The sequence below is a fragment of the Gemmatimonas aurantiaca T-27 genome (assembly GCF_000010305.1).
Lineage (GTDB): Bacteria > Gemmatimonadota > Gemmatimonadetes > Gemmatimonadales > Gemmatimonadaceae > Gemmatimonas > Gemmatimonas aurantiaca.
This window is the reverse complement of sequence record NC_012489.1, coordinates 3,463,324-3,481,760: the sequence shown is the minus strand read 5'-3', so window position 1 is coordinate 3,481,760 and position 18,437 is coordinate 3,463,324. Positions and strand designations below refer to the sequence as shown.

General features: G+C 64.5%; 15 protein-coding genes. 10 read left to right on the top strand and 5 right to left on the bottom strand.

Annotated elements, in window-relative coordinates:
- The first annotated feature begins 66 nt into the window (after positions 1-66).
- Positions 67-750, top strand: coding sequence for a hypothetical protein (locus tag GAU_RS15150; protein ID WP_015894772.1), 684 nt, complete (start codon positions 67-69; stop codon positions 748-750).
- Between the two features lie 9 nt (positions 751-759).
- Here GAU_RS15150 and GAU_RS15145 read toward each other — a convergent pair whose 3' ends face one another.
- A complete protein-coding gene (locus GAU_RS15145) occupies positions 760-1,335 on the bottom strand; it encodes a GrpB family protein (protein WP_015894771.1) in 576 nt (191 codons plus the stop codon).
- Positions 1,336-1,360: 25 nt separating this feature from the next.
- Positions 1,361-2,257, bottom strand: a complete 897-nt coding sequence (locus tag GAU_RS15140; protein ID WP_015894770.1) for a LysR family transcriptional regulator — start codon at positions 2,255-2,257, stop codon at positions 1,361-1,363.
- A 72-nt stretch (positions 2,258-2,329) separates the two neighbouring features.
- On the opposite strand from GAU_RS15140, the gene GAU_RS15135 reads away from it, so the two are divergent.
- From GAU_RS15135 to GAU_RS21165, 6 genes are all read left to right on the top strand, one after another.
- The gene (locus tag GAU_RS15135; RefSeq protein WP_015894769.1) at positions 2,330-3,244 is read left to right on the top strand and encodes a DMT family transporter; all 915 of its coding nucleotides are present in this window, start codon (positions 2,330-2,332) and stop codon (positions 3,242-3,244) included.
- Between the two features lie 103 nt (positions 3,245-3,347).
- Positions 3,348-3,938: a mechanosensitive ion channel family protein gene (locus GAU_RS15130; protein ID WP_015894768.1), complete on the top strand. Its 591-nt coding sequence runs from the start codon at positions 3,348-3,350 to the stop codon at positions 3,936-3,938.
- Positions 3,939-3,944: 6 nt separating this feature from the next.
- A complete protein-coding gene (locus tag GAU_RS15125; protein ID WP_015894767.1) occupies positions 3,945-4,367 on the top strand; it encodes a cupin domain-containing protein in 423 nt (140 codons plus the stop codon).
- A 93-nt stretch (positions 4,368-4,460) separates the two neighbouring features.
- On the top strand, positions 4,461-5,543 hold the full coding sequence (locus tag GAU_RS21170) for a sensor histidine kinase (protein WP_015894766.1): 1,083 nt from the start codon (positions 4,461-4,463) through the stop codon (positions 5,541-5,543).
- Entirely contained in the window at positions 5,540-6,370 is an 831-nt protein-coding gene (locus GAU_RS15115; RefSeq protein ID WP_015894765.1) for a LytR/AlgR family response regulator transcription factor, read from the top strand. Before GAU_RS21170 ends, GAU_RS15115 begins: the two co-directional genes overlap by 4 nt.
- Before the next feature lie 124 nt (positions 6,371-6,494).
- Positions 6,495-8,399, top strand: a complete 1,905-nt coding sequence (locus GAU_RS21165; protein WP_015894764.1) for a serine hydrolase — start codon at positions 6,495-6,497, stop codon at positions 8,397-8,399.
- Between the two features lie 91 nt (positions 8,400-8,490).
- Here the strand turns inward: GAU_RS21165 and GAU_RS15100 are convergent, their stop codons facing one another.
- From GAU_RS15100 to GAU_RS15090, 3 genes are all read right to left on the bottom strand, one after another.
- Entirely contained in the window at positions 8,491-9,864 is a 1,374-nt protein-coding gene (locus GAU_RS15100) for a RagB/SusD family nutrient uptake outer membrane protein (RefSeq protein WP_156799068.1), read from the bottom strand.
- Positions 9,865-9,869: 5 nt separating this feature from the next.
- Positions 9,870-12,926: a SusC/RagA family TonB-linked outer membrane protein gene (locus GAU_RS15095; RefSeq protein ID WP_169307702.1), complete on the bottom strand. Its 3,057-nt coding sequence runs from the start codon at positions 12,924-12,926 to the stop codon at positions 9,870-9,872.
- A 259-nt stretch (positions 12,927-13,185) separates the two neighbouring features.
- On the bottom strand, positions 13,186-15,498 hold the full coding sequence (locus GAU_RS15090) for a tetratricopeptide repeat protein (RefSeq protein WP_015894761.1): 2,313 nt from the start codon (positions 15,496-15,498) through the stop codon (positions 13,186-13,188).
- Positions 15,499-15,670: 172 nt separating this feature from the next.
- Here GAU_RS15090 and GAU_RS15085 point away from each other — a divergent pair, with 172 nt between their 5' ends.
- From GAU_RS15085 to GAU_RS15075, 3 genes are all read left to right on the top strand, one after another.
- Positions 15,671-16,708, top strand: coding sequence for a hypothetical protein (locus GAU_RS15085; protein ID WP_015894760.1), 1,038 nt, complete (start codon positions 15,671-15,673; stop codon positions 16,706-16,708).
- Between the two features lie 51 nt (positions 16,709-16,759).
- Positions 16,760-17,353: an RNA polymerase sigma factor gene (locus tag GAU_RS15080; RefSeq protein ID WP_015894759.1), complete on the top strand. Its 594-nt coding sequence runs from the start codon at positions 16,760-16,762 to the stop codon at positions 17,351-17,353.
- Positions 17,354-17,427: 74 nt separating this feature from the next.
- A complete protein-coding gene (locus GAU_RS15075) occupies positions 17,428-18,435 on the top strand; it encodes a FecR domain-containing protein (RefSeq protein WP_015894758.1) in 1,008 nt (335 codons plus the stop codon).
- Positions 18,436-18,437: the final 2 nt, after the last annotated feature.

Genomic DNA, 18,437 nt, shown 5'->3' with positions numbered 1-18,437 from the left:
GGTCGCACTGCTGGCGGCGATGGCCAGGCGGTGCGAAGTTTGCCCGACCTTCGCCCACCCCACCTCATGAGCAGCGACTACGATTCCGGGTACGACGCCGGAGCACGCGGCAGCATCTTTGGACCGGCTACTGTTGAAGGAACCGCCGGATGGATGGCGGGCAACCAGGCGCGCAACAACAAGAGCTCCGGCAGCGCGGAGTGGCTCATCGCGCCATTCGTGCTGTGGCCATTTGTGCTGATCTTCTATCCGGTGGGTGGTGCCGCGACCATCGCCACAGCGTTCGCGGCCGAGGCGCTGGCCAATGTGATGGGCTTGGGCGCCGGGGGGCTGCGTTGGATCATCATGCTCATTCCCACCGTCATTGTGTGTTGGATGGTGGTGCGTCTCGAGCAGCAGTGGGGACTCCGTCGCAGCTACTACCTGATCCGCCATGTGGTGCGCATGCTCATCCTCGCACTCGTGATCAATGGCGCCGCCACCAACGCGATGATCACGGCCAACAATCAGCCGTCATTACCGCCCTTGCAGGCCATGTTCCACTGGCCACCGCAATGGTTGGCCATCGCGCTGTGGCTGGTGTTCTGGCAGTTGTTTTTCATGCGCGCGCACCAGTGGCGTATCTACTGGAACCGGAAGCTGATGAGCTGGTTCTTTCGACCGAAGGGATTCGATCCGCACTACTTCTCATGGCGCAAAGAGCAGGTGGTGGAGCGGTTGGCGCCCATCGAGATGCCGGGACGGCGATAGGCGCAGCGGTCAGTCGCGGGTCGCGACGTTGACTGCTCCGTGGCCACGATTGGCTCGTTCGATCGCCTCGAGCTGGTCTTTCGGAAAACCCGCGAGTCGCAAGACCTCGAGCAGCAAATCGGTCTTGCCCGCGACGTATCGGTCGATGTCGTGCGGAAACTCCCGCGCCAACTGTTGTTTGAGCGCACCGTATCGAGCGGCGGTGTCGGCGTGTGCACGCAGATGTTCACGCACGGCCAGGTGGTTGGCGAGCGCCATACTTCCTTCAGCGCAGACATACAGATGATGCGCCGGTAAGCCGACCGGCGACCGAAACGCTTCGCGCCCCACGATACCGAGATTGCCGCGGTGCACGTACCCGATCGCGGCCAGTGGTTCGATCACGGTGCGCATCGGTAGATCATCGGCCACCACGATATCGATATCGATGACGGGTTTGGCCGCGAGCCCAGGCACCGATGTGCTGCCTACGTGCTCGATGCGTCGTGCGACATGGTGCACCGCGGGCCACAGCATCGCACGCAACTGCTCGAAGACGTCGGGCCAGGAAGCATCGTACGCGACCACGCGCACTGTCTTGCCCATAGTGGTCACGGTATGGCGCTCCGCGTCACAGCGCGCCGGCGTTCTTGAACGCGGCCACCGCAGCCAGAATCGCCGTGCGCCGCGCGGCATCGGATCGCCACAGGGCATACACATGCCGGGTGAGCGATGGGGTCACTGGCATGACACACACGTTGTCCGGTACGGCTCCACGGCCGAGCCGCGGCAACACGGCCGCACCAAGCCCTGCACCGACCAGCGACAACTGCGTGGCATACTCCAGCGCGAAATGCTGCACGCGTGGCTCTCGGCCCTGCGCCCGCAGCGTCAGCATCAGCCAGTCGTGGCAGATCGACCCCTCGCGCCACGAGATCCAGGTGTCACCGGCCAGATCGCTCAGCGCCACGGTGTCGTGGTGCGCCAACGGATGATCGCTGGGGAGCGCGATATCGGCGATATCATCGTATACCGGTGCCCGCTCCAACCCTTCCGGCACACGGAGCGGACGATTGGCCCAATCCTGCGCGAGCGCGAGGTCGATGTCACCACGCTCCAGCAACTCGATGGCTTCCAGTGGCTCCATCTCCTGCAGCCGCACCTGCAGTTGCGGGTGATCCGACGCCAGTGACCGCAACGCCTGGGGAGCAAGCCCCCGCATCACCGTGGCAAAGGCGCCAATCCGTACCTCTCCGGCCACCACCGCCCGACGGGCATCCAACGCGGCCTCGGCCTGCCGCAGCACTGAAAACGCCCGCTCGGCGTGCCCTGTCAGGAGCTGCCCCGCGTCGGTCAGTGCCACGCCACGGCCCCGGCGCTCCAGCAGGGGTTCGCCGACCTCTCGCTCCAGCTTCGCGATCTGCTGCGAAATCGCGGACGCCGTCACGTTCAGGGCATCGGCGGCGGCGTGCAGAGAGCCATAGGCCTCCACCGCATGCAGACTGCGCAATCTTTCCAGGCTGATCATGCAGTGATACTTAACAGCAGTGTCAAGGTCATTTCATTTGTGCTTAAGTCATAGAGCGGAGAGATTTACGCCATGACTCATGCATCTTCGTCACTCGAAGCCTCAACACCGCTCGCCAACTGGCGGGCGGCTGCCGGCGGTGACTTCGGCCTCATTGTTGTACCCGGTGCGATCTGGGGTGCGTCATTCCTGTTCATTGCGGAAGGGCTGCACGCCACCGGGCCACATGGTGTGGCCTTTTTCCGCATTCTGGCGGGATTCCTGACACTGCTGGCTTTCCCGGCTGCCCGGGTGACCATCGCCCGCGAGGCCTGGCCGCGCATCGCGCTGCTGGGGGTGATGTGGATGGCCATTCCGCTCACCTTGTTTCCCTACGCCGAGCAGCGGATCTCGTCGGCGATGGCCGGCATGCTCAATGGCGCGGTGCCCCTGTTTGCGACGCTGGTGGCGGCCGTCATTGCCCGGCGCATGCCATCCCGGACCATCCTCACGGGACTGGCCGTAGGCATGACGGGGGTGGTGCTGGTGGCGCTGCCCAACCTGCAGAGTGGCGGTGCCAGCATGGAGGGTGTGCTGCTCGTACTGGCCGCCATCACGCTGTATGGCATTTCCATCAACATCGCCCGTCCGTTGCAGATGCAGTACGGTGCGTTGCCGGTGTTGGCCCGCGCACTGGGGCTCGCGACCGTGCTGACGGCGCCGCTGGGCATTCCTGAAGTGATCGACGGCCATTGGACACTGACACCACTCCTGTCGCTGCTCACACTCGGTGTGTTCGGAACGGGGATCGCGTACGTCATCGGCACCGTGGCCGCCGGTCGACTGGGTGCTGCACGCGCCTCGGCGTCCATCTTCATCACGGCACCGGTCGCCCTGCTGCTTGGTGTGGTCGTGTTGCATGAACAGGTGGCCCCACTGTCGATCGTGGGCGCGATCACCTGCATCGTGGGTGCCATGATCATCCGTCGCCCCGACGCAGCACGCTGATCGATATCAGGCGATATTGCGACGTCCGCTGGAGCTTCTCCTCTCACACCGTGTAGTATCGGGACCGAGTGGGTCAGACATCCGCTCCTCCGTGAACCGATCGATGAGAGAACAACTGCCTGTGGTGTTGCAGAACTGGATGGGAGTGATGGTGACGTTCGGTCAGGTGCTGCTGATCGTCTTCATCGCATGGCTGTTGCGGCGCGCGGTGCAGCGCCTGATTCGTCGTGTCAATGAAGCGTATGACCTGCCGCCGCATGCGTTGCCTGGTGCACGGCGTGTCGCCGGTATCCTCATCAACGGGGCGGCACTGCTGCTCATTCTCGAGCGGCTCGGTGTATCGGGCACAGTGCTCTGGACGGCATTCAGCGGATTCGCCGCGGTTGGTGCGGTGGCGTTTTTTGCCGCGTGGAGCGTGCTGTCGAACATCTTCTGCACGATGCTGATTTTCTCCACGAACCAGTTTCGGATCAACGATCACATCGAAGTGCTGGAAAACGGGGAGAAGCCCGGCTTCAAGGGGCGTGTGATCGATATCAATCTGATCTACACCACCCTCGAAGAACTCACCGCGGACAGTACGGCCACGGCGACGGTCCTGCAGATCCCCAACAACATGTTCTTCCAGCGCGCGGTACGTCGCTGGCGTGGCACCGAAACACCACCACTCTGGCGCACCGGAACGCCCAAATGATGTGCGATGCCTGATGATCACGCGGCGCCGCTGCCGATTCCTTCGGCGGCGGCCTACACCAACGAACCGGTACGCTTTCCGCCGCTGCATCAGGTCGACCTGCGTACCGAAGCCGCGGCGGTCACGGAGCGCTATCGCAATCAGGTGATCAGTCAGGTCAACGACAGTTGTCTGCGCATGGCGGTGTTCGAGGAAGCGTACGCCTGGCATCATCACCCGACTTCCGACGAGCTGTTTCTCGTGGTCGACGGCCTGCTGGTCGTCGATATCGCGGACGGCACACAGTTCCAACTCGGACCGTGGCAGTCTGTCACGATTCCCGCAGGTACCGTGCACCGCACGCGGGCGATCGGTCGCACGGTGAATCTGTGTTTCGAGGAGCTGGGCGCGGAGACGGTGTTTGTGTCTGACCCCGCCAACAGTCCATAACGCGGATCGGATTCAGGGCTCAACAGTCCCGGCAGACGGCACATTCGTCCCTCGTGAGTTGGCGGCGGGCCTTCTCCGTGGTGACATTCCGCCATGCGCACCGACACATGGACGCCCCGGACCTGGTGGATGGTCTTTGCCAGCGCCTGGTTGCTGCTGGTTGCGGTGCATGGTCTGCAGGTGATCCTGTCGATGATCAGTCTTGGTGCGACGGTGAGCGCGGGGCCGATTGTGATGGGTGGCGTGATCGATATGGTCGCTTTTGCGCCAGCGCTTCCCTTTCTCCGGCTGATCTCCCGTCGCGCTCCCCTGGAGCATGTCGGTGGCTGGTGTTTCTCCGCACTCGCGGCCGGCGTGATCGTGCTGGCGATTCTCCTCAGCACCTGGTTGATGCCGGCCATCATGACATTGCCCGGCACACCACAACTCATCCTGCGGGGCAGTTGGCTCGGCAAGCAGATCGCGGCGGGACTTGCACTCGCATTGGCCTTCGCGGTGGCAACGCTCGGTGAGATGCTGGCCACGCTTCGAGCACGTGAGCGGCAGGCGCTGCAGTTGGAAGCCAGCCTCACCAGCGCCCGTTTGCAGGCGCTTCAGGCTCAGTTGCAACCGCACTTTCTGTTCAATACGCTGGCCGCGATCGCCGAGTTGGTGCATGTGGACAGTCAGGCGGCCGGCACCATGTTGACGCGGCTGTCCGGGCTGTTGCGTGCTTCGTTGCGTGCCGAAGCATCGAACCAGATCCCGTTGCGCGAAGAAATGGCATTGCTGGAGGAGTATCTCGGCATCATGCGCGTGCGGCACGGGCCACGACTGGAAGTCACGGCGGACGTGGCTGATGGACTGGGCGATGTCCTGGTTCCCGCCATGTTGTTGCAGCCGCTGGTGGAAAATGCCCTGGAACATGGCGTCTCCCGTCGGGCAGGCCGGGGATGGGTGCGGATATCGGTGCAGTCCGTTGGGGCGCAGGTCGAACTGCTGGTCCGTGATGATGGCCCTGGGGATGCCATCGAAGGTGATGCCGTCGAGGGCGATGGCGTCGGGCTCACCAATACCCGCCGTCGTCTCGACGCGCTGTACGGCGAGGCGCACACCCTGCGTTTTGAATCACTGCCCGGTGAGGGCACGACCGTGCGCATCACCATTCCCCGTACCACCAGAGAGAAGGCCCGATGAGTGCCACGCCTTTGCGTGTTGTGATCGCCGAAGACGAGCCGCTCCCACGGGCATCGCTCCGTCGACTGCTCGCCGCGCGAGCCGATGTGGACGTGGTGGGCGAAGCCGAGCAGGGGGTCGAGGCCCAGGCGTTGATCGAATCGTGCAAACCGGACGTCGTGATTCTCGATATCCGCATGCCCGAGCGCGATGGTATCGAAGTGGCGGCATCGGTGCTGGCCAATCTCGACGAACCACCGGCCATTGTGTTCGTGACCGCATTCGATGAATACGCCGTACGCGCGTTCGATCTGCATGCGGTGGACTATCTGCTCAAGCCGATCGATGCGGAACATCTCGATCGTGCGCTGGCCCGGGTGTTCGCGCGGATTGTCGCCCAGCGGTCGACCGGCACGTCTGACGGTACGTCTGACGGTACGTCTGCTTCTACATCGACCGCTGCCCGTCTGGATCCGGCATTGCTCACCGTGCTCGAAGAGCTGCGGATCGAGCGGGCGTTGCCTCAGCGGTTTGCGGTGCGTGATGCGAAGGGAGGCACGTATTGGGTGAAATCTGCCGACATCGATTGGGTGGACGCGCAGAGCAACTATGTCCGACTGCACGCCAAAGGGCAGCAGCATCTCGTGCGGGATACGATGAAGGCGTTTCAGCAGAAATTGTCTGCCACACGCTTCGTGCGCATTCATCGTTCGGTCATCGTCAATATCGACTTCATCCAGCGTGTGGAGCCCCATCTGCATGGAGAGCAGATCGTGACCCTGCGCGACGGTACGCGCTTGCGGACCAGCAAGTCGCACGGAGCCGGACTCGATCGCCTGATGCGCTGAACTGCGCAGTCATCCCCAGAGGCGGTACATTGGCCCCTCGAGGGCATCCCCCGCCGGGAGTTGTGGTGTCTCCTCCCCCGACGGCGCGCACGTCGCGCGTCGGCATCTCAATGGAGACATCCGGATGGACAGTTCGTTTGACCGTATGCGTGGCGCGTTTCGCGGCGCATGGCTCGTGTGCAGCGTCGTCAGTGTGGCCAGTGCACTGATCCCCGCATTCACACAGGCGCAGGAAGGGGAACGCCGGCTCGATGCCAGCATCGACTCGCTGGCGGCAAAGGGATGGTTCAGCGGCCAGCTATTGATCACGCGCGCCCGTGCCACGCTGTACTCGCGTACCGAGGGCCTTGCGGATCGTGGCAGCGGAACGCCGGTCCGTGACGATACCCGGTTCAATCTCGCATCGCTCAACAAGACATTCACCGCCGTGGCCATTGCCCAGTTGGCGGAGCAGGGGAAACTCTCGCTGGATGATCGGGTGGGACGATTCCTGCCCCGCTGGGCCAATGCCACGGTACGCGATAGCGTGACCATCCGGCAGTTGCTCACGCACACGGCGGGCATGGGTCAGTACTGGTCCTCAGCGGGATGGAACGCGGCGCGAGAACGTATTCGCAGCGTGAACGACTACGCCGCCGTGTTGGCCAGCGAACCGCTGCTGTCATCCCCGGGCACACGCTTCGAGTACAGCAACAGCGGCTTCATTGTGCTGGGCGCGATCATCGAGGCCGTCTCGGGAACGTCGTACTATGCGTATGTGCAGCGCCACATTCTCGACCGGGCGGGTATGACCAACACCTCGTTCCCGGCGATCGATGAAGTGGGTGGCGATGTCGCAGTGGGATACACGTCCGGGGTGTCTGGACCGCCGCGCGCGCCGGACTTCACCCAATCCGCACCGGCGTCGCTGCCCAACACGGTTACGCTGCCTGGACGTGGTGGTCCCGCAGGTGGTGGTTATTCCACGGCGCAGGACCTCGTGAAGTTTGGTGAGGCATTGCTCAACGACCGGCTCGTGAGTCGCGCGTGGCGGGACTCACTGTGGACCCCTCGCAGCAAGGATCCGCGGGCGCCGGCGTCCATCCGATATGGTCTCGGATTCAGCATGACGGTGGATTCAGCCGGACGCGTGATCGATGTGGGGCACAATGGCGGCACCCCCGGTGGCGGTTCGGAGTTGGTCATCGATCCCCGCAATGGCACCATCATTGCGGCACTGACCAATCAGGATGTCCCGGCACTCTTTCGTGTGATGGCGCGGGCGCGGGCTTTCACGCGCGCGCCGGTGGTCGCGGCGAATGCGCCGGTTGCACCGTCTGCTCCTAAGGCACCCGCACTGTCGGACGAATTCGACAATCCCGCCACGCTGGCCAACTGGCAGCGGTTCGATGTGGTGGAAGGCTGGCCGACAAAGACGAAGCGCGTCGAAATCCGAGATGGTTTCCTGCTGCTGGAGCCAGCCACGAGTGGATGGTATGCCGACTTTCAGGCGCCATTTCTGTTCAAGGACGTCACGGGCGACTTCACGGCCCACACGCGGGTGCGTGTGACGGGCATCGGGCATGAGATTCCGCAGGCGCTGTGGTCACTGGCTGGCCTGATGGTACGCGCGCCGCGTGTCGGGGGCATGAAGGCCTGGACACCAAACACCGAGAACTGGCTCTTCATCACCACGGGCATTGCCGCGCGTGCGGGGCAGCCGGTGATCGAGACCAAGACCACCGTGAACAGCCAGTCCACACTGCGCCTGCATGACATTGCCCCTGGGCCGGTGGAGCTGCTGCTCACCCGACGTGGCGCGAAGTTCGAGCTGGCCTACAGTCAGGGCGGTGAGTTTCGCACACTGGCCACCTTCGATCGCCCCGATCTGCCGGCCACCATTCAGCTCGGTGTGAATGCCTACACCGACTGGGAAAGCACGGGCGCTCTACAGAACGACCCGAAGCGTTTCAATACCACCGCGTTGACCGGCGCACCGGACGTACTGGCCGCCTTCGAGTACCTGCACATTCAGCAACCACAACGATAGGACAACGGTAATACAAAGGGCGACCGGCATCCCGCCGATCGCCCTTCGTGTGCGCTGCGCTCAATCGTGCATCCGCAGAATCAATACCCCATCAGTATCCCGCGTTCTGCACCAGCCCCGGCGAGGTGCGTGTGTCCCGCAATGGGATGGGGAACAGGGCCTGTCCCGGCCGGTCGGCGATGCCCTTCACGGCGATCGCTTTGCCCAGGCGGTTGAGGTCGGGCCACCGGTCTCCTTCGAACGCGAGCTCCAGACGACGCTCCAGTTCGATGGCGTTGATGACATCGGTCTGCGTGGTCACCTGATTGCCGAGCGTGTGCACGGGAATACCAGCCCGCACACGCACCTTGTTGTAGGCTGCCACGGCTTCCGGCAACCGGTTCAGACGCGCCAGCGCTTCGGCCTTGATCAGAATGACTTCGGCGAGGCGGATGACATGTACATGCTCGGTGCCCGGACGCGCCGCGTACTTGTTGCCGTTCAGCGGACGGCCGGCGTTGCCACTGGGCCGGATCGACCATGCCTTGCGGGCATCACCAGCGGGATATGCCGCGTCGATGTTGGGGCTGGGCGCCACCTCGGCGCGACCCACCTGCAGGTAGTAGTTCGAAATGCCGTTGGTTTCGGTGGCGTTGAACGACACACGGAAGATGTCTTCCGTGGTGTTACTGCCCGCCGCGCCGAACAGGTCCGCGTATGGCACGGTGAGCGTGTCACGGCCGGCCAGCACCAGGTTGGCCGCATCCAGCGCACCCTGATAGTCGGCCGCCGAGCCGGCATTGCCGGTCAGCCCGGCACGATAAAACAGCACCCGCGCCCGCAGTGCGCGCGCGGCCATCGGTGTGGCATAGCGGGTGTTGGTGGTGTTCCGGATGAGCACCTGGGCGCTGTCGAGATCCTTGAGGATCTGCGTGTACACCTCGGTGACCGTGGCACGTGTGTACGCCTGCGCTTCGGACGGTGCCGCGATGGGCTTGGTGGGAATCGGTACACCGCCCCAGAACTTCACGAGATTGTGAAAGCCCAGTGCGCGCATGAAGTACGCCTGGCCCATCACATCGCTGCGCACCGGGTCGGTCACCAGGGTCACCTGCGGGACCTTGTTGATGAGGACATTGTCGCGATCGATCTGCTGATAGATCGCCGTCCACATCGAGGTCACTTCCGCATTGTCGGCCTGCATGCGGTTGGTAGCCATTTCGCCGAGGTACTGAAAGGTGCCCGTCCAGACGGTGTTGTCGGAGGCGAGATCGCCCACGAGCAGCGCGGAGAGTCCGTAGTAGCTGCCCGACTGCAGGCCGTCATACGCACCGTTGAGTGCCGCAGTGGCGGTGGCGTTGTCGGTGATGAGCTGGTCCTGCGGCAGCGACGTGACCGGTTCGACGTTCAGCACATCACCGCAGGCTGCCACGGACATCGCGGCGCCGACGAGCGCCATGCGGCGCAGGGTAGGGAATCGGTTCATGTTGATCACCAGCCCGCCGTGATGCCGAAGGTGAACGTGCGGGCGAGCGGGTAGGCGTAGTAGTCGACACCCATGACGGTATTGGCGTTGGCGCCGTTGCTGTTCACGTCGGGATTGAATCCCATGTAGTCACTCCACGTGATCAGGTTGCGGCCGGAGAAGTAGAGGCGCGCATTGTCGGCACGCATGGAGCGCGCGAGTGCGGCGGGCAGGCGGTAGCCCACGGTGACTTCCTGCAAGCGGGCAAACGAGCCGTCTTCCACGAAGCGCGTGGAAAGGAACCGCGCGCCGCCCGTGGAGCCCATGCGGGGTTGGTCGGTGATGTCACCGGCCTTCTGCCAGCGCTTGAGCACCGAGGCGTACTTGTTGTCGCGGGAGTTGCCGCCGTCGTCCATGAAGATGCGGGCGAGATTGAGCACCTTGCCGCCCTGGCTGAACTGCAGGAAGCCCTTCAGGTCGAGGTTACGCCACGTGAAGGTGTTCGTGAGACCGCCGAAGTACTTGGGCTGCGGATTGCCGCCGTACGTGAGGTCCGCCGCCACGGGGGCGAGGGTTTCGGTGCCATCCGCCTTGCGGTACAACGCATTGCCCGTGGCCGGGTCGACACGCAGGAACTGATACAGGAAGAACGTGCCCAACGGCTGGCCCACAGCGGCCACCGAGGTCACGCGACCCGATACCGTGGCCGTGATCGGCAGGCCGTCGTACAGCTCGGTGACTTCGTTCTTGTTGAACGTCACGTTGAGATCGGTGGTCCACTCGAAACCACCCGGCTTGCCGGAGCGGACGTTCTGCGTCTGCAGGGCGAGGTCGAAGCCGCTGTTCTTGATGGCGCCGACGTTGTCCCACACACTGGTGTAACCACTGGTGGCCGGCACCGGGCGCTGCACGAGCAGGTTGCTGGTGGCGCGGTCATACCAGTCGACGTTCAGGTTCACGCGGCCGCCAAGCAGGCCGATGTCGGCACCGATGTCGGTTTCTTTGGTGAGCTCCCACTTGAGGTTGGGATTGCCCAGCGTGGAGTTCGCGAGACCCGTGACACCGGTATACGACTGCGCCGTGGCCAGGGTGCGACTGGCAAAGTCGCTGATGCCCTGATTGCCTGTTGTACCGTAGCTGGCGCGCAGCTTGAGGCTGGCGTGGCGGGCGAGCCCGGACATGAAGGCTTCGTCGGAGATCGTCCAGGCGCCCGATGCGGCCATGAACTGACCATAACGATTGGCGCTGCCGAAACGCGACGAGCCGTCGGTGCGGAAGCTGGCCGACAGCAGGTATCGATCACGCGCCGACCAGTTGGCACGGGCGAAGTACGATACCAGTGTGTTCTCGGTGGCGCCGCCGTCGAATGACGACACGGCCGCGGCGTTGCGCACATAGCGCTCGAAGCCGGTGGGGAAGCCCGTGCCCGACACGTAGTTGAAGTCGGAGTTGTTGAGCTCCATGCTGCCGCCGGCCGTGAGCTGCAACTGCTGCGCATCGGTGCGGATCAGATCGTAGTTGCCGAAGGCTTCGGTCACATAGCGCGTGGCATTGGTGCGGCCACTGACACCTTCACCACCCACGCTGCTGCTGGCGGCGCGATCGACCTTGGGGGAGCGCCAGCGCAATTCGTCCACGGCGTAGACGTCGGCGCCGGCACGTCCCGTGATCGTGAAACGATCGGTGGCGGTGATGCGCGCCTCGAGATTGCCCAGTGCCCGCAGCGTGCGCGAATTGAGCGAACTGTACGCGGCGTAGGCCACCGGGTTGGAGTACAGCAGGTTCTGCGAGATGCCGCCGTACCCGAACGAGGTGCCGCGGATGGGTGAGAACGGCTGCAGCGAGATGGCATTCGTGATGATGCCGTCGACGTTGAGGTCACCCGGCACGCGGTCGTTCGACTCACGCGTGAGACCCACCGAGCCGATGAGCGAGAGCTTGGGTGCGGCCTGGGCATCCACGTTGAGACGCATGGTCTGGCGCTGATACTGCGACCCGATCACCACGCCCTTCTGCGAGACGTTCGCGCCGGAGAGGAACATGCGGAGGCGGTCGGTGCCACCACTCACGCTGAGCTGCACATCCGACATCGGCGCGCTCTGGAATACCGCGTCCTGCCAGTCGGTGTTGATGCTGTCGGTGCCGGCGGCAAAGAGTGGCGTCTGTGCCTGATTGGCACGACCTTCGTTCATCAGCGTGACATACTGGGTGGCGTTGAGCAGGTCGAGCTTCTTCTCCACGCTCTGCGAACCCACCGAGCTGCTGATGTTGAAGCGGAACCGGTTGCCACCGGCACCACGCTTGGTGGTGATGAGCACGACACCGTTCGAGCCGCGTGAGCCGTAGATAGCCGCGGCGGCGGCATCCTTCAGCACGTCGATCGACGCGATGTCATCGGGGTTGAGCGCCGAGATGGGCGTCATGCGCTGGCCGCTCGTGCTGGTGATCTGCTCGAACGTGCCCTGCAACATCGGTACACCGTCGACCACGTACAGCGGCTGATTGCCGGCATTGAGTGAGGCCGGCCCACGCACGCGCACCGACACACCGGTGCCCGGCTCACCACTGTTCTGCATGACCTGCACACCGGCGATGCGTCCCTGCAGGGCATTGTCGATGCTGGTGACCGGCAGGCGTGCAAAGGTGGTGGAGTCGACCGAGGCGATGGCCGCGCTCACGGTGGCGCGCTGGCTGCTGCCATAGCCGGTGGCCACGACCGTGGTGAGTACGGTGGCGGCGGGCGACAGGACCACGTCCAGCGTAGCGGTGCCACCCGCGGACAGCGTGACCGAGCGGCTGATCGCCGTATAGCCGATGCGCTGCAGACGCAGCGTGACCGAACCGGACGGCACACCGGCGAGGGAATACACACCGGCTTCGTTGGTCACCGTTCCGCGCGTGCTGCCGGGAATGGACACCTGCACACTGGCGACGGGACGGCCAGTGGACGAATCGGTGACCACACCTCGAATGGTGCCTGGGGCCTGGGCGTGGAGGGGCTGCGGGCGTATCACCACCGCCAGGACAGCGACGGCGATGGCAAGGACCAAGCCATGCCATCGAGGGGGAATGCGGGCACTCATCAACACGCTCCGAAAACTGCGGGGGAGTGCGATCGCGTGGCGTCTGTCGCACACGGGATCGCGGGAGAGGGATCTGATCGCGATGATCCCGCCCCGGATTCTCGGCGTCAAGGGTGCAATAGCGGTCTGTTGAGTTAAGAAATCGGGTCGAATGCCACTGACCACAGTACCCATTCTTCGCCTCGACGTCCGCCCTGCCCCTTGTCCCGCGCCCGAGGGGTTTGTCCGTCTGACGTGCGGCCAGTGACGTACCCGGCCGTCAGCGGTAGATCCGCAGCCACTCCCCATGGAAGGCGTCGGTCATATCGAGCCGACGCTGGCTTGGGGTGGCGCGGTATCGCTGCACGATCGCGGTGGCAGAGTCGCGATGCCCCGCGCTCATGTATGCCTTTGCCAGTTCGGGCAGGCCACAAATGCTGCACAGGGCATCGGGCACCTGACGGAACTGGGCAATGGCCTCGGGCCACTGCCGCAGCGCCATCGCCATCATCCCACGGGCATGATGTTCACGTGATGCATCACGGCGTCGCGTGAGCGAATCGGCCAACTGCACGTACTCGGCGAACATCGCGGCCGCCGCCGCAGACTGCCCGGCGGAGGCGAGCGCGATGCTGGCATCGAGATACGGACGATCTTCGATCGACAATGAAGTCATCGGTGTGGTGCGCAATGCCGTGGCGATACGTGTGCGCGCCGCTGCCGTATCGGCGCGCAACCACACGGCGGCCATGGCGAGGTCGAATTCTCCCGCCAGTGCGGCATCACGGGCGCCGCGCTGGCGATCCAGTTGCACGGCCCGTTCGCGGGCAGCGTCACCTTCATCGAGCCGCCCCCAGCTCCAGTAGGCCTTGGCCAGCAACATCTCACCGGCCGCGCGCAGATAGACATTGTCATTGGCCGATGCGATGAGCGCGCGCAATTGGGTCTCCGTGAGCTCACGCTTTCCTTCGGCATGGGCCAGCGCGGCGCTGCGCATGAAGAGCCCCGGATAGCCGGGAAAGGCGAGTGACATCGAATCGAGCGTGCGCCAGGCACCGGCTGCATCACCGAGCGCGTAACGTCCGTCGGACAGATTCATCCACGTGAGCGCGCGCTTGGGGTCGATGGCGATGCTGCGCTCATACGCTTCCACGGCGCGTTGCCGATCGCCGAGGTGATCGTACACCGTGCCCAGATTGGCCCAGGCGCGTGCGTCGTTGGGATCGAGATCGAGTAGCGCGCGATAGGCCGACGCAGCACGGGCGAAGTTGCCGGTCACCGTGCGATGGTACGACCCCAGTGTGATGAGACGCTCCGACTCGGGCAGGCGGGTCGCGTGCCGCGCGGCCAGCGTGAGCATCTGGATCGAACGACTCCGCCCGTCCACACCATTGTCGTAGATCTGCCCGAGACGCCGATAGGCCATGGCAAACGTACTGTCGATGGCGATCGCGCTGTCGAGCAATTGTACGGCGTCTTCCCGGTTGCCATCGCGATCATAGGCCAACACCGCACGATCATAGAGCGCCCGCGCGGCGGGTGAGTCTGTGATCGCTATCGATGTGGCGACCGGCGATGGCTTGGTCGCCAAGCGGTTGGCCGGCTGTTGCCTCAGCACGAGCGCGAGCACCGCCACCGTCGTGACGGCCGCCGCGGTGATCGCGAAGAGCCAGGGCCAGGTGCGACGGGACGACGCGGTCACGGGTGCAGCCGACGCCATCGCAAAAACATGAACGGTGCTCGACGGCGACGCCGAATCGTCGCGCACCGGGGCTGCCGGATGTACTGGAGGGAGCGACGCTGGCACCTGGCGTGGCCCTGCGGCCTGCCGGTCCTTCACACGCATCCTGAGTTCCTCGGCCACCGTGACCACCAGACGATCCGGATGCGCGCCGTATTCGCGCTCCAGTTGTCGGGTGATCGCCGCGTATTCGTCGAGGGCTCGTTGGTCCGCTTCCGGTGTTTCGTCGGCCGCGAGCGCACGCAGACGAAACAGCGCCGCGTGTGGTGATGTGGGGGCCACTGCAAGCCATCGTGCGGCCAGCGCAGCACAGTCCACCGGCCGTGCCGTGCGCAGCAGCGACTCGCACTCGGTCCGGGCCGCGGCCGCAAAGAGACCGTCTATCCGCCGTCGTTCACTGTCGATCCACTGCTCGAGCCGCGGCGAGCCACCCACATGCAACCCATCGAGAAACGGCCCGCCATAGAGCGTGACGACCTGGGCCGGCTGCTGCGCGCGGACCGCCTCCTGCAGGTCGAGCACATCCACGTCGAGGGCAATGTCGTCGGCCAATGCGACTTCGGTACGTCGCTGACTGATCGCATCCGGCCCCAGCACCCGTCGCAGATGCGAGAGGGTGTCACTCAGCGAGTGGCGGGCGCGTGCCTCGTTCTGCTCACCCCAGAACAGATCGACCAGGGAATCGCGGGTCCACGGTCGACGAGAGGTCGCCAGTACGGTGAGCAGTGCCAGCTTCCGCTTCCGTGTGGCCAGCTCGCGGTCCTCGTCACCCGACGGATCGAGCAGGGTCAGTCGACCGAGGGTGATGAGGCGATGGCGGCGGGCGGGGGACATACCGGTAGAGTACGCCACCGAGGTCACGGGAGAAAGGCGAGCCGGTCCGGGGTGTTCGTGTGCGCGTCTAACGTGTTGTGGTGCAGCGTGTTGACATGTTGAGATGGTGGCGAAGTGCGGGCCTAGTTTGAGCCCCGATTCCCGCGCCCTCGGGCGCACGGGCGCGGTTCACCTATCCGTCGAGGCTCCCATGTTCCCGCTTCTGTTCACTCCCACATCTGCGGCGCGACGCCTTGCGGCGCTGTTGGCACTGACCGTTGGTACGGCGCACGCGGCCCCGCTCGCGGCGCAGACGGCCCCGATCACGATTCCCGATCCGATCAACCTTGCGGGCAAGCTGGATATCCGGGGAGAAGACGAGCTGCGCGGACCGAAGAAGATCCTGATTCCCACCGTGGTGGTTCGGTACGCCCTCAAGGGCTCGCTGACGGTCGTGAACAGCGGACGCTTCTATCAGACCGACGGCAAGACGGTCAAGGCCAAGGGGAAGTACATGGTGGCCGGGCTCGACAAGGCCTATGCCCAGGGACTCGCGCAGCAGCTACAGGACGACCTGGTGGCGCGTCTGCGGAGTGCTGGTCATACGGTGCTCACGTACGACGATGTGAAGGACCACCCCGAGGTCGTGAAGATGGGGCGCTTCAAGCCGGAGGAAGGATATGGCATGCCCACCGATTCACCGCGCGGATTGAGCAATACCTACCTGGTGGCGTTCCCGAGTGATGCGCAGGCCATCGATCCGCCGTTTCAGGGCTACGGCTGGGGCTTCCGGAAGGTCGCCAAGGATCTCGATGTGATCGTGATGGTGCCCGAGTATCGCGTAGATGCGCCCCTGCTTGGTGGCAGCAAGCGCCACGGTGTCGCATCGCGTGGAGCCAGCGTGAGTATCGCCGCCGACATGACCCTCAACGCGACGGTGCCTTTCTTCACGGCCAAGGGGAAATGGGGATCGTTCATGACGAAGGGCGCGATCGACGATGTGTCGGCGGAGGACGTGGGACAGATCGGTGATGCCACCGACGATTCACCGCGTGCCGCCAATGCCATCGCGGCCGGGCTCGCGGCGCTGTCACCGCTGGGCGCCGATCTGCAAACCAAGTCGGGGATGTGGGGCATGAAGATCGATCCGGCCAAATACACCGCGGCGCTGCTGCGCGGGGCGGTGAGTGTGAACATGGCGGTCGAGCAGGCCGTGAAGGCCGAGATGGCGAAGGGAGGCGGAAAGTAAGCTGGGACAGCCGGTCGGATCTTTCGGGCGGCGGCCGGATATATTGGGGCCGTGCCGTCCCCCGATTTCACCGATGACCACACCGAGCTCACGTCGCTCGAAGCGTACGTGCCGCGTGTGCGTGCGGGAGACGCGACGGCATACGAGCAGTTGTTTCGCGCACTGCATGTGTCACTGGTAACCTTTGCCACACGCTACACGGGTGACACGGCCCGCGCGGAAGAGCTGGTGCAGGATGTCTTCTTTGCCATCTGGCAGAATCGCACCGAATGGTCGCCCAATGGTTCGGTGCGCGCGTACTTCTATGGTGCGGTGCGCAATCGGGCGCTCAACCTGCGGCGTCGGGATGCTCTGGAGCAGGACTGGGTCACCGACACCGAGCACGAAGGTGCCGAGGGGATCCTGATGGGATCGGTGGCCGCCGGCGTTTCTGATGCCGAGCAGGACCGTGCCGATCTGTTGGCCCGCGCGCATGCGGCCCTCGATGCGCTGCCCGAGCGATGCCGACTGGTGATGCACCTGCGTTGGCGCGAAGGATTGAGTTACGCGGAGATCGCCGAAACCATGGGGATCGGCGTGAAAGGCGTGGAGAATCAATTGGCCCGTGGGCTCAAAGCCGTGCGTACAAGGCTGCTGGGCGGCTGATTCCGGCTAGTGTGAGGCGGTTTGTGGGGTTTTTCGAATCCCGTGTGTCGTCGATGTAACCTCCTCATCGACCCATGTCATCACCGCACGAGCTGGACCCACAACGGCTGGATCAGATCCTGGAACGCCTGCTCACGGGCGTTGCGACGCCGGAGGAACAGGCGCAGGTATCGCGGTGGATGGCAGCCGACCCCCGTCATGCGGCGTTGGTGAACGCGTTGCAGGAGGCCCACGCGCAACACCATGCCAACGATCCGCAGTCGGTGCAGCGTACCGACGCGGCGTGGCAGGCGTTGCAGGCACGTATCGAGCGCACGACGGTGCGTCCGATCAGCGACGCTCCATCGATTCGCCGCACCACCCGTCGTCCGCGGGTGGCGCAGTGGCTGCAGATGGCCGCCGTGCTCGCGGTGGCGGTGACCGGCGCCACGGTGTGGCGTGCGCGTACGGCCGATGTGGTGCTCTCCGCGCCTATCGGTGAACGCGTGAGCACCACCTTGCCCGATGGCAGTCGCATGACGTTGGCTGCCGGCAGTCGCGCCCGCTGGCCCCGCCGCTTCGGGTCCGGTGTGCGCGATGTGCGACTCGAAGGTGAGGCGTACTTCGATGTGGTGCACGATACCACACAGCCCTTCCGCGTTCAGGTCGGCGACGATGTGGCCGAGGACGTGGGCACGAAGTTTGTCGTGCGCGCCTGGCCGGAAATCGGCGGCGTGGAAGTGGCGGTGGAAGAAGGTGCGGTGGCACTGGGGCGTGAACGCACAGCTCCCACGCTGCTCACCGCTGGCGACCGTGGACGCGCGGCGCCTGATGGACGAGTCCATGTGACCCATGATGGTGCCGCGCGCGCGGCCTGGGCACACGGCGACTTCGTCTTCGACAGTACCACACTGGCCGAAGCGCTACCGGCGCTGGGTCGTTGGTACGGTGTCACGCTGTCTGCGCCGCAGACCATGCAGGACCGTCGGGTCACCGGTCGGTTCAACCTGCTGCAACTCGATCCACTGATCGAGTCTCTGGCCTTTGCGCTCGACGCTCGCGTCACGCGCGCCGGCTCGATCATCACTCTTACTCCACACTGATC

Coding starts and splice junctions, on each gene's coding strand:
- GAU_RS15150 (WP_015894772.1), top strand. CDS start 67: ATGAGCAGCGACTACGATTCCGGGTACGACGCCGGAGCACGCGGCAGC.
- GAU_RS15145 (WP_015894771.1), bottom strand. CDS start 1,335: ATGGGCAAGACAGTGCGCGTGGTCGCGTACGATGCTTCCTGGCCCGAC.
- GAU_RS15140 (WP_015894770.1), bottom strand. CDS start 2,257: ATGATCAGCCTGGAAAGATTGCGCAGTCTGCATGCGGTGGAGGCCTAT.
- GAU_RS15135 (WP_015894769.1), top strand. CDS start 2,330: ATGACTCATGCATCTTCGTCACTCGAAGCCTCAACACCGCTCGCCAAC.
- GAU_RS15130 (WP_015894768.1), top strand. CDS start 3,348: ATGAGAGAACAACTGCCTGTGGTGTTGCAGAACTGGATGGGAGTGATG.
- GAU_RS15125 (WP_015894767.1), top strand. CDS start 3,945: ATGCCTGATGATCACGCGGCGCCGCTGCCGATTCCTTCGGCGGCGGCC.
- GAU_RS21170 (WP_015894766.1), top strand. CDS start 4,461: ATGCGCACCGACACATGGACGCCCCGGACCTGGTGGATGGTCTTTGCC.
- GAU_RS15115 (WP_015894765.1), top strand. CDS start 5,540: ATGAGTGCCACGCCTTTGCGTGTTGTGATCGCCGAAGACGAGCCGCTC.
- GAU_RS21165 (WP_015894764.1), top strand. CDS start 6,495: ATGGACAGTTCGTTTGACCGTATGCGTGGCGCGTTTCGCGGCGCATGG.
- GAU_RS15100 (WP_156799068.1), bottom strand. CDS start 9,864: ATGAACCGATTCCCTACCCTGCGCCGCATGGCGCTCGTCGGCGCCGCG.
- GAU_RS15095 (WP_169307702.1), bottom strand. CDS start 12,926: ATGAGTGCCCGCATTCCCCCTCGATGGCATGGCTTGGTCCTTGCCATC.
- GAU_RS15085 (WP_015894760.1), top strand. CDS start 15,671: ATGTTCCCGCTTCTGTTCACTCCCACATCTGCGGCGCGACGCCTTGCG.
- GAU_RS15075 (WP_015894758.1), top strand. CDS start 17,428: ATGTCATCACCGCACGAGCTGGACCCACAACGGCTGGATCAGATCCTG.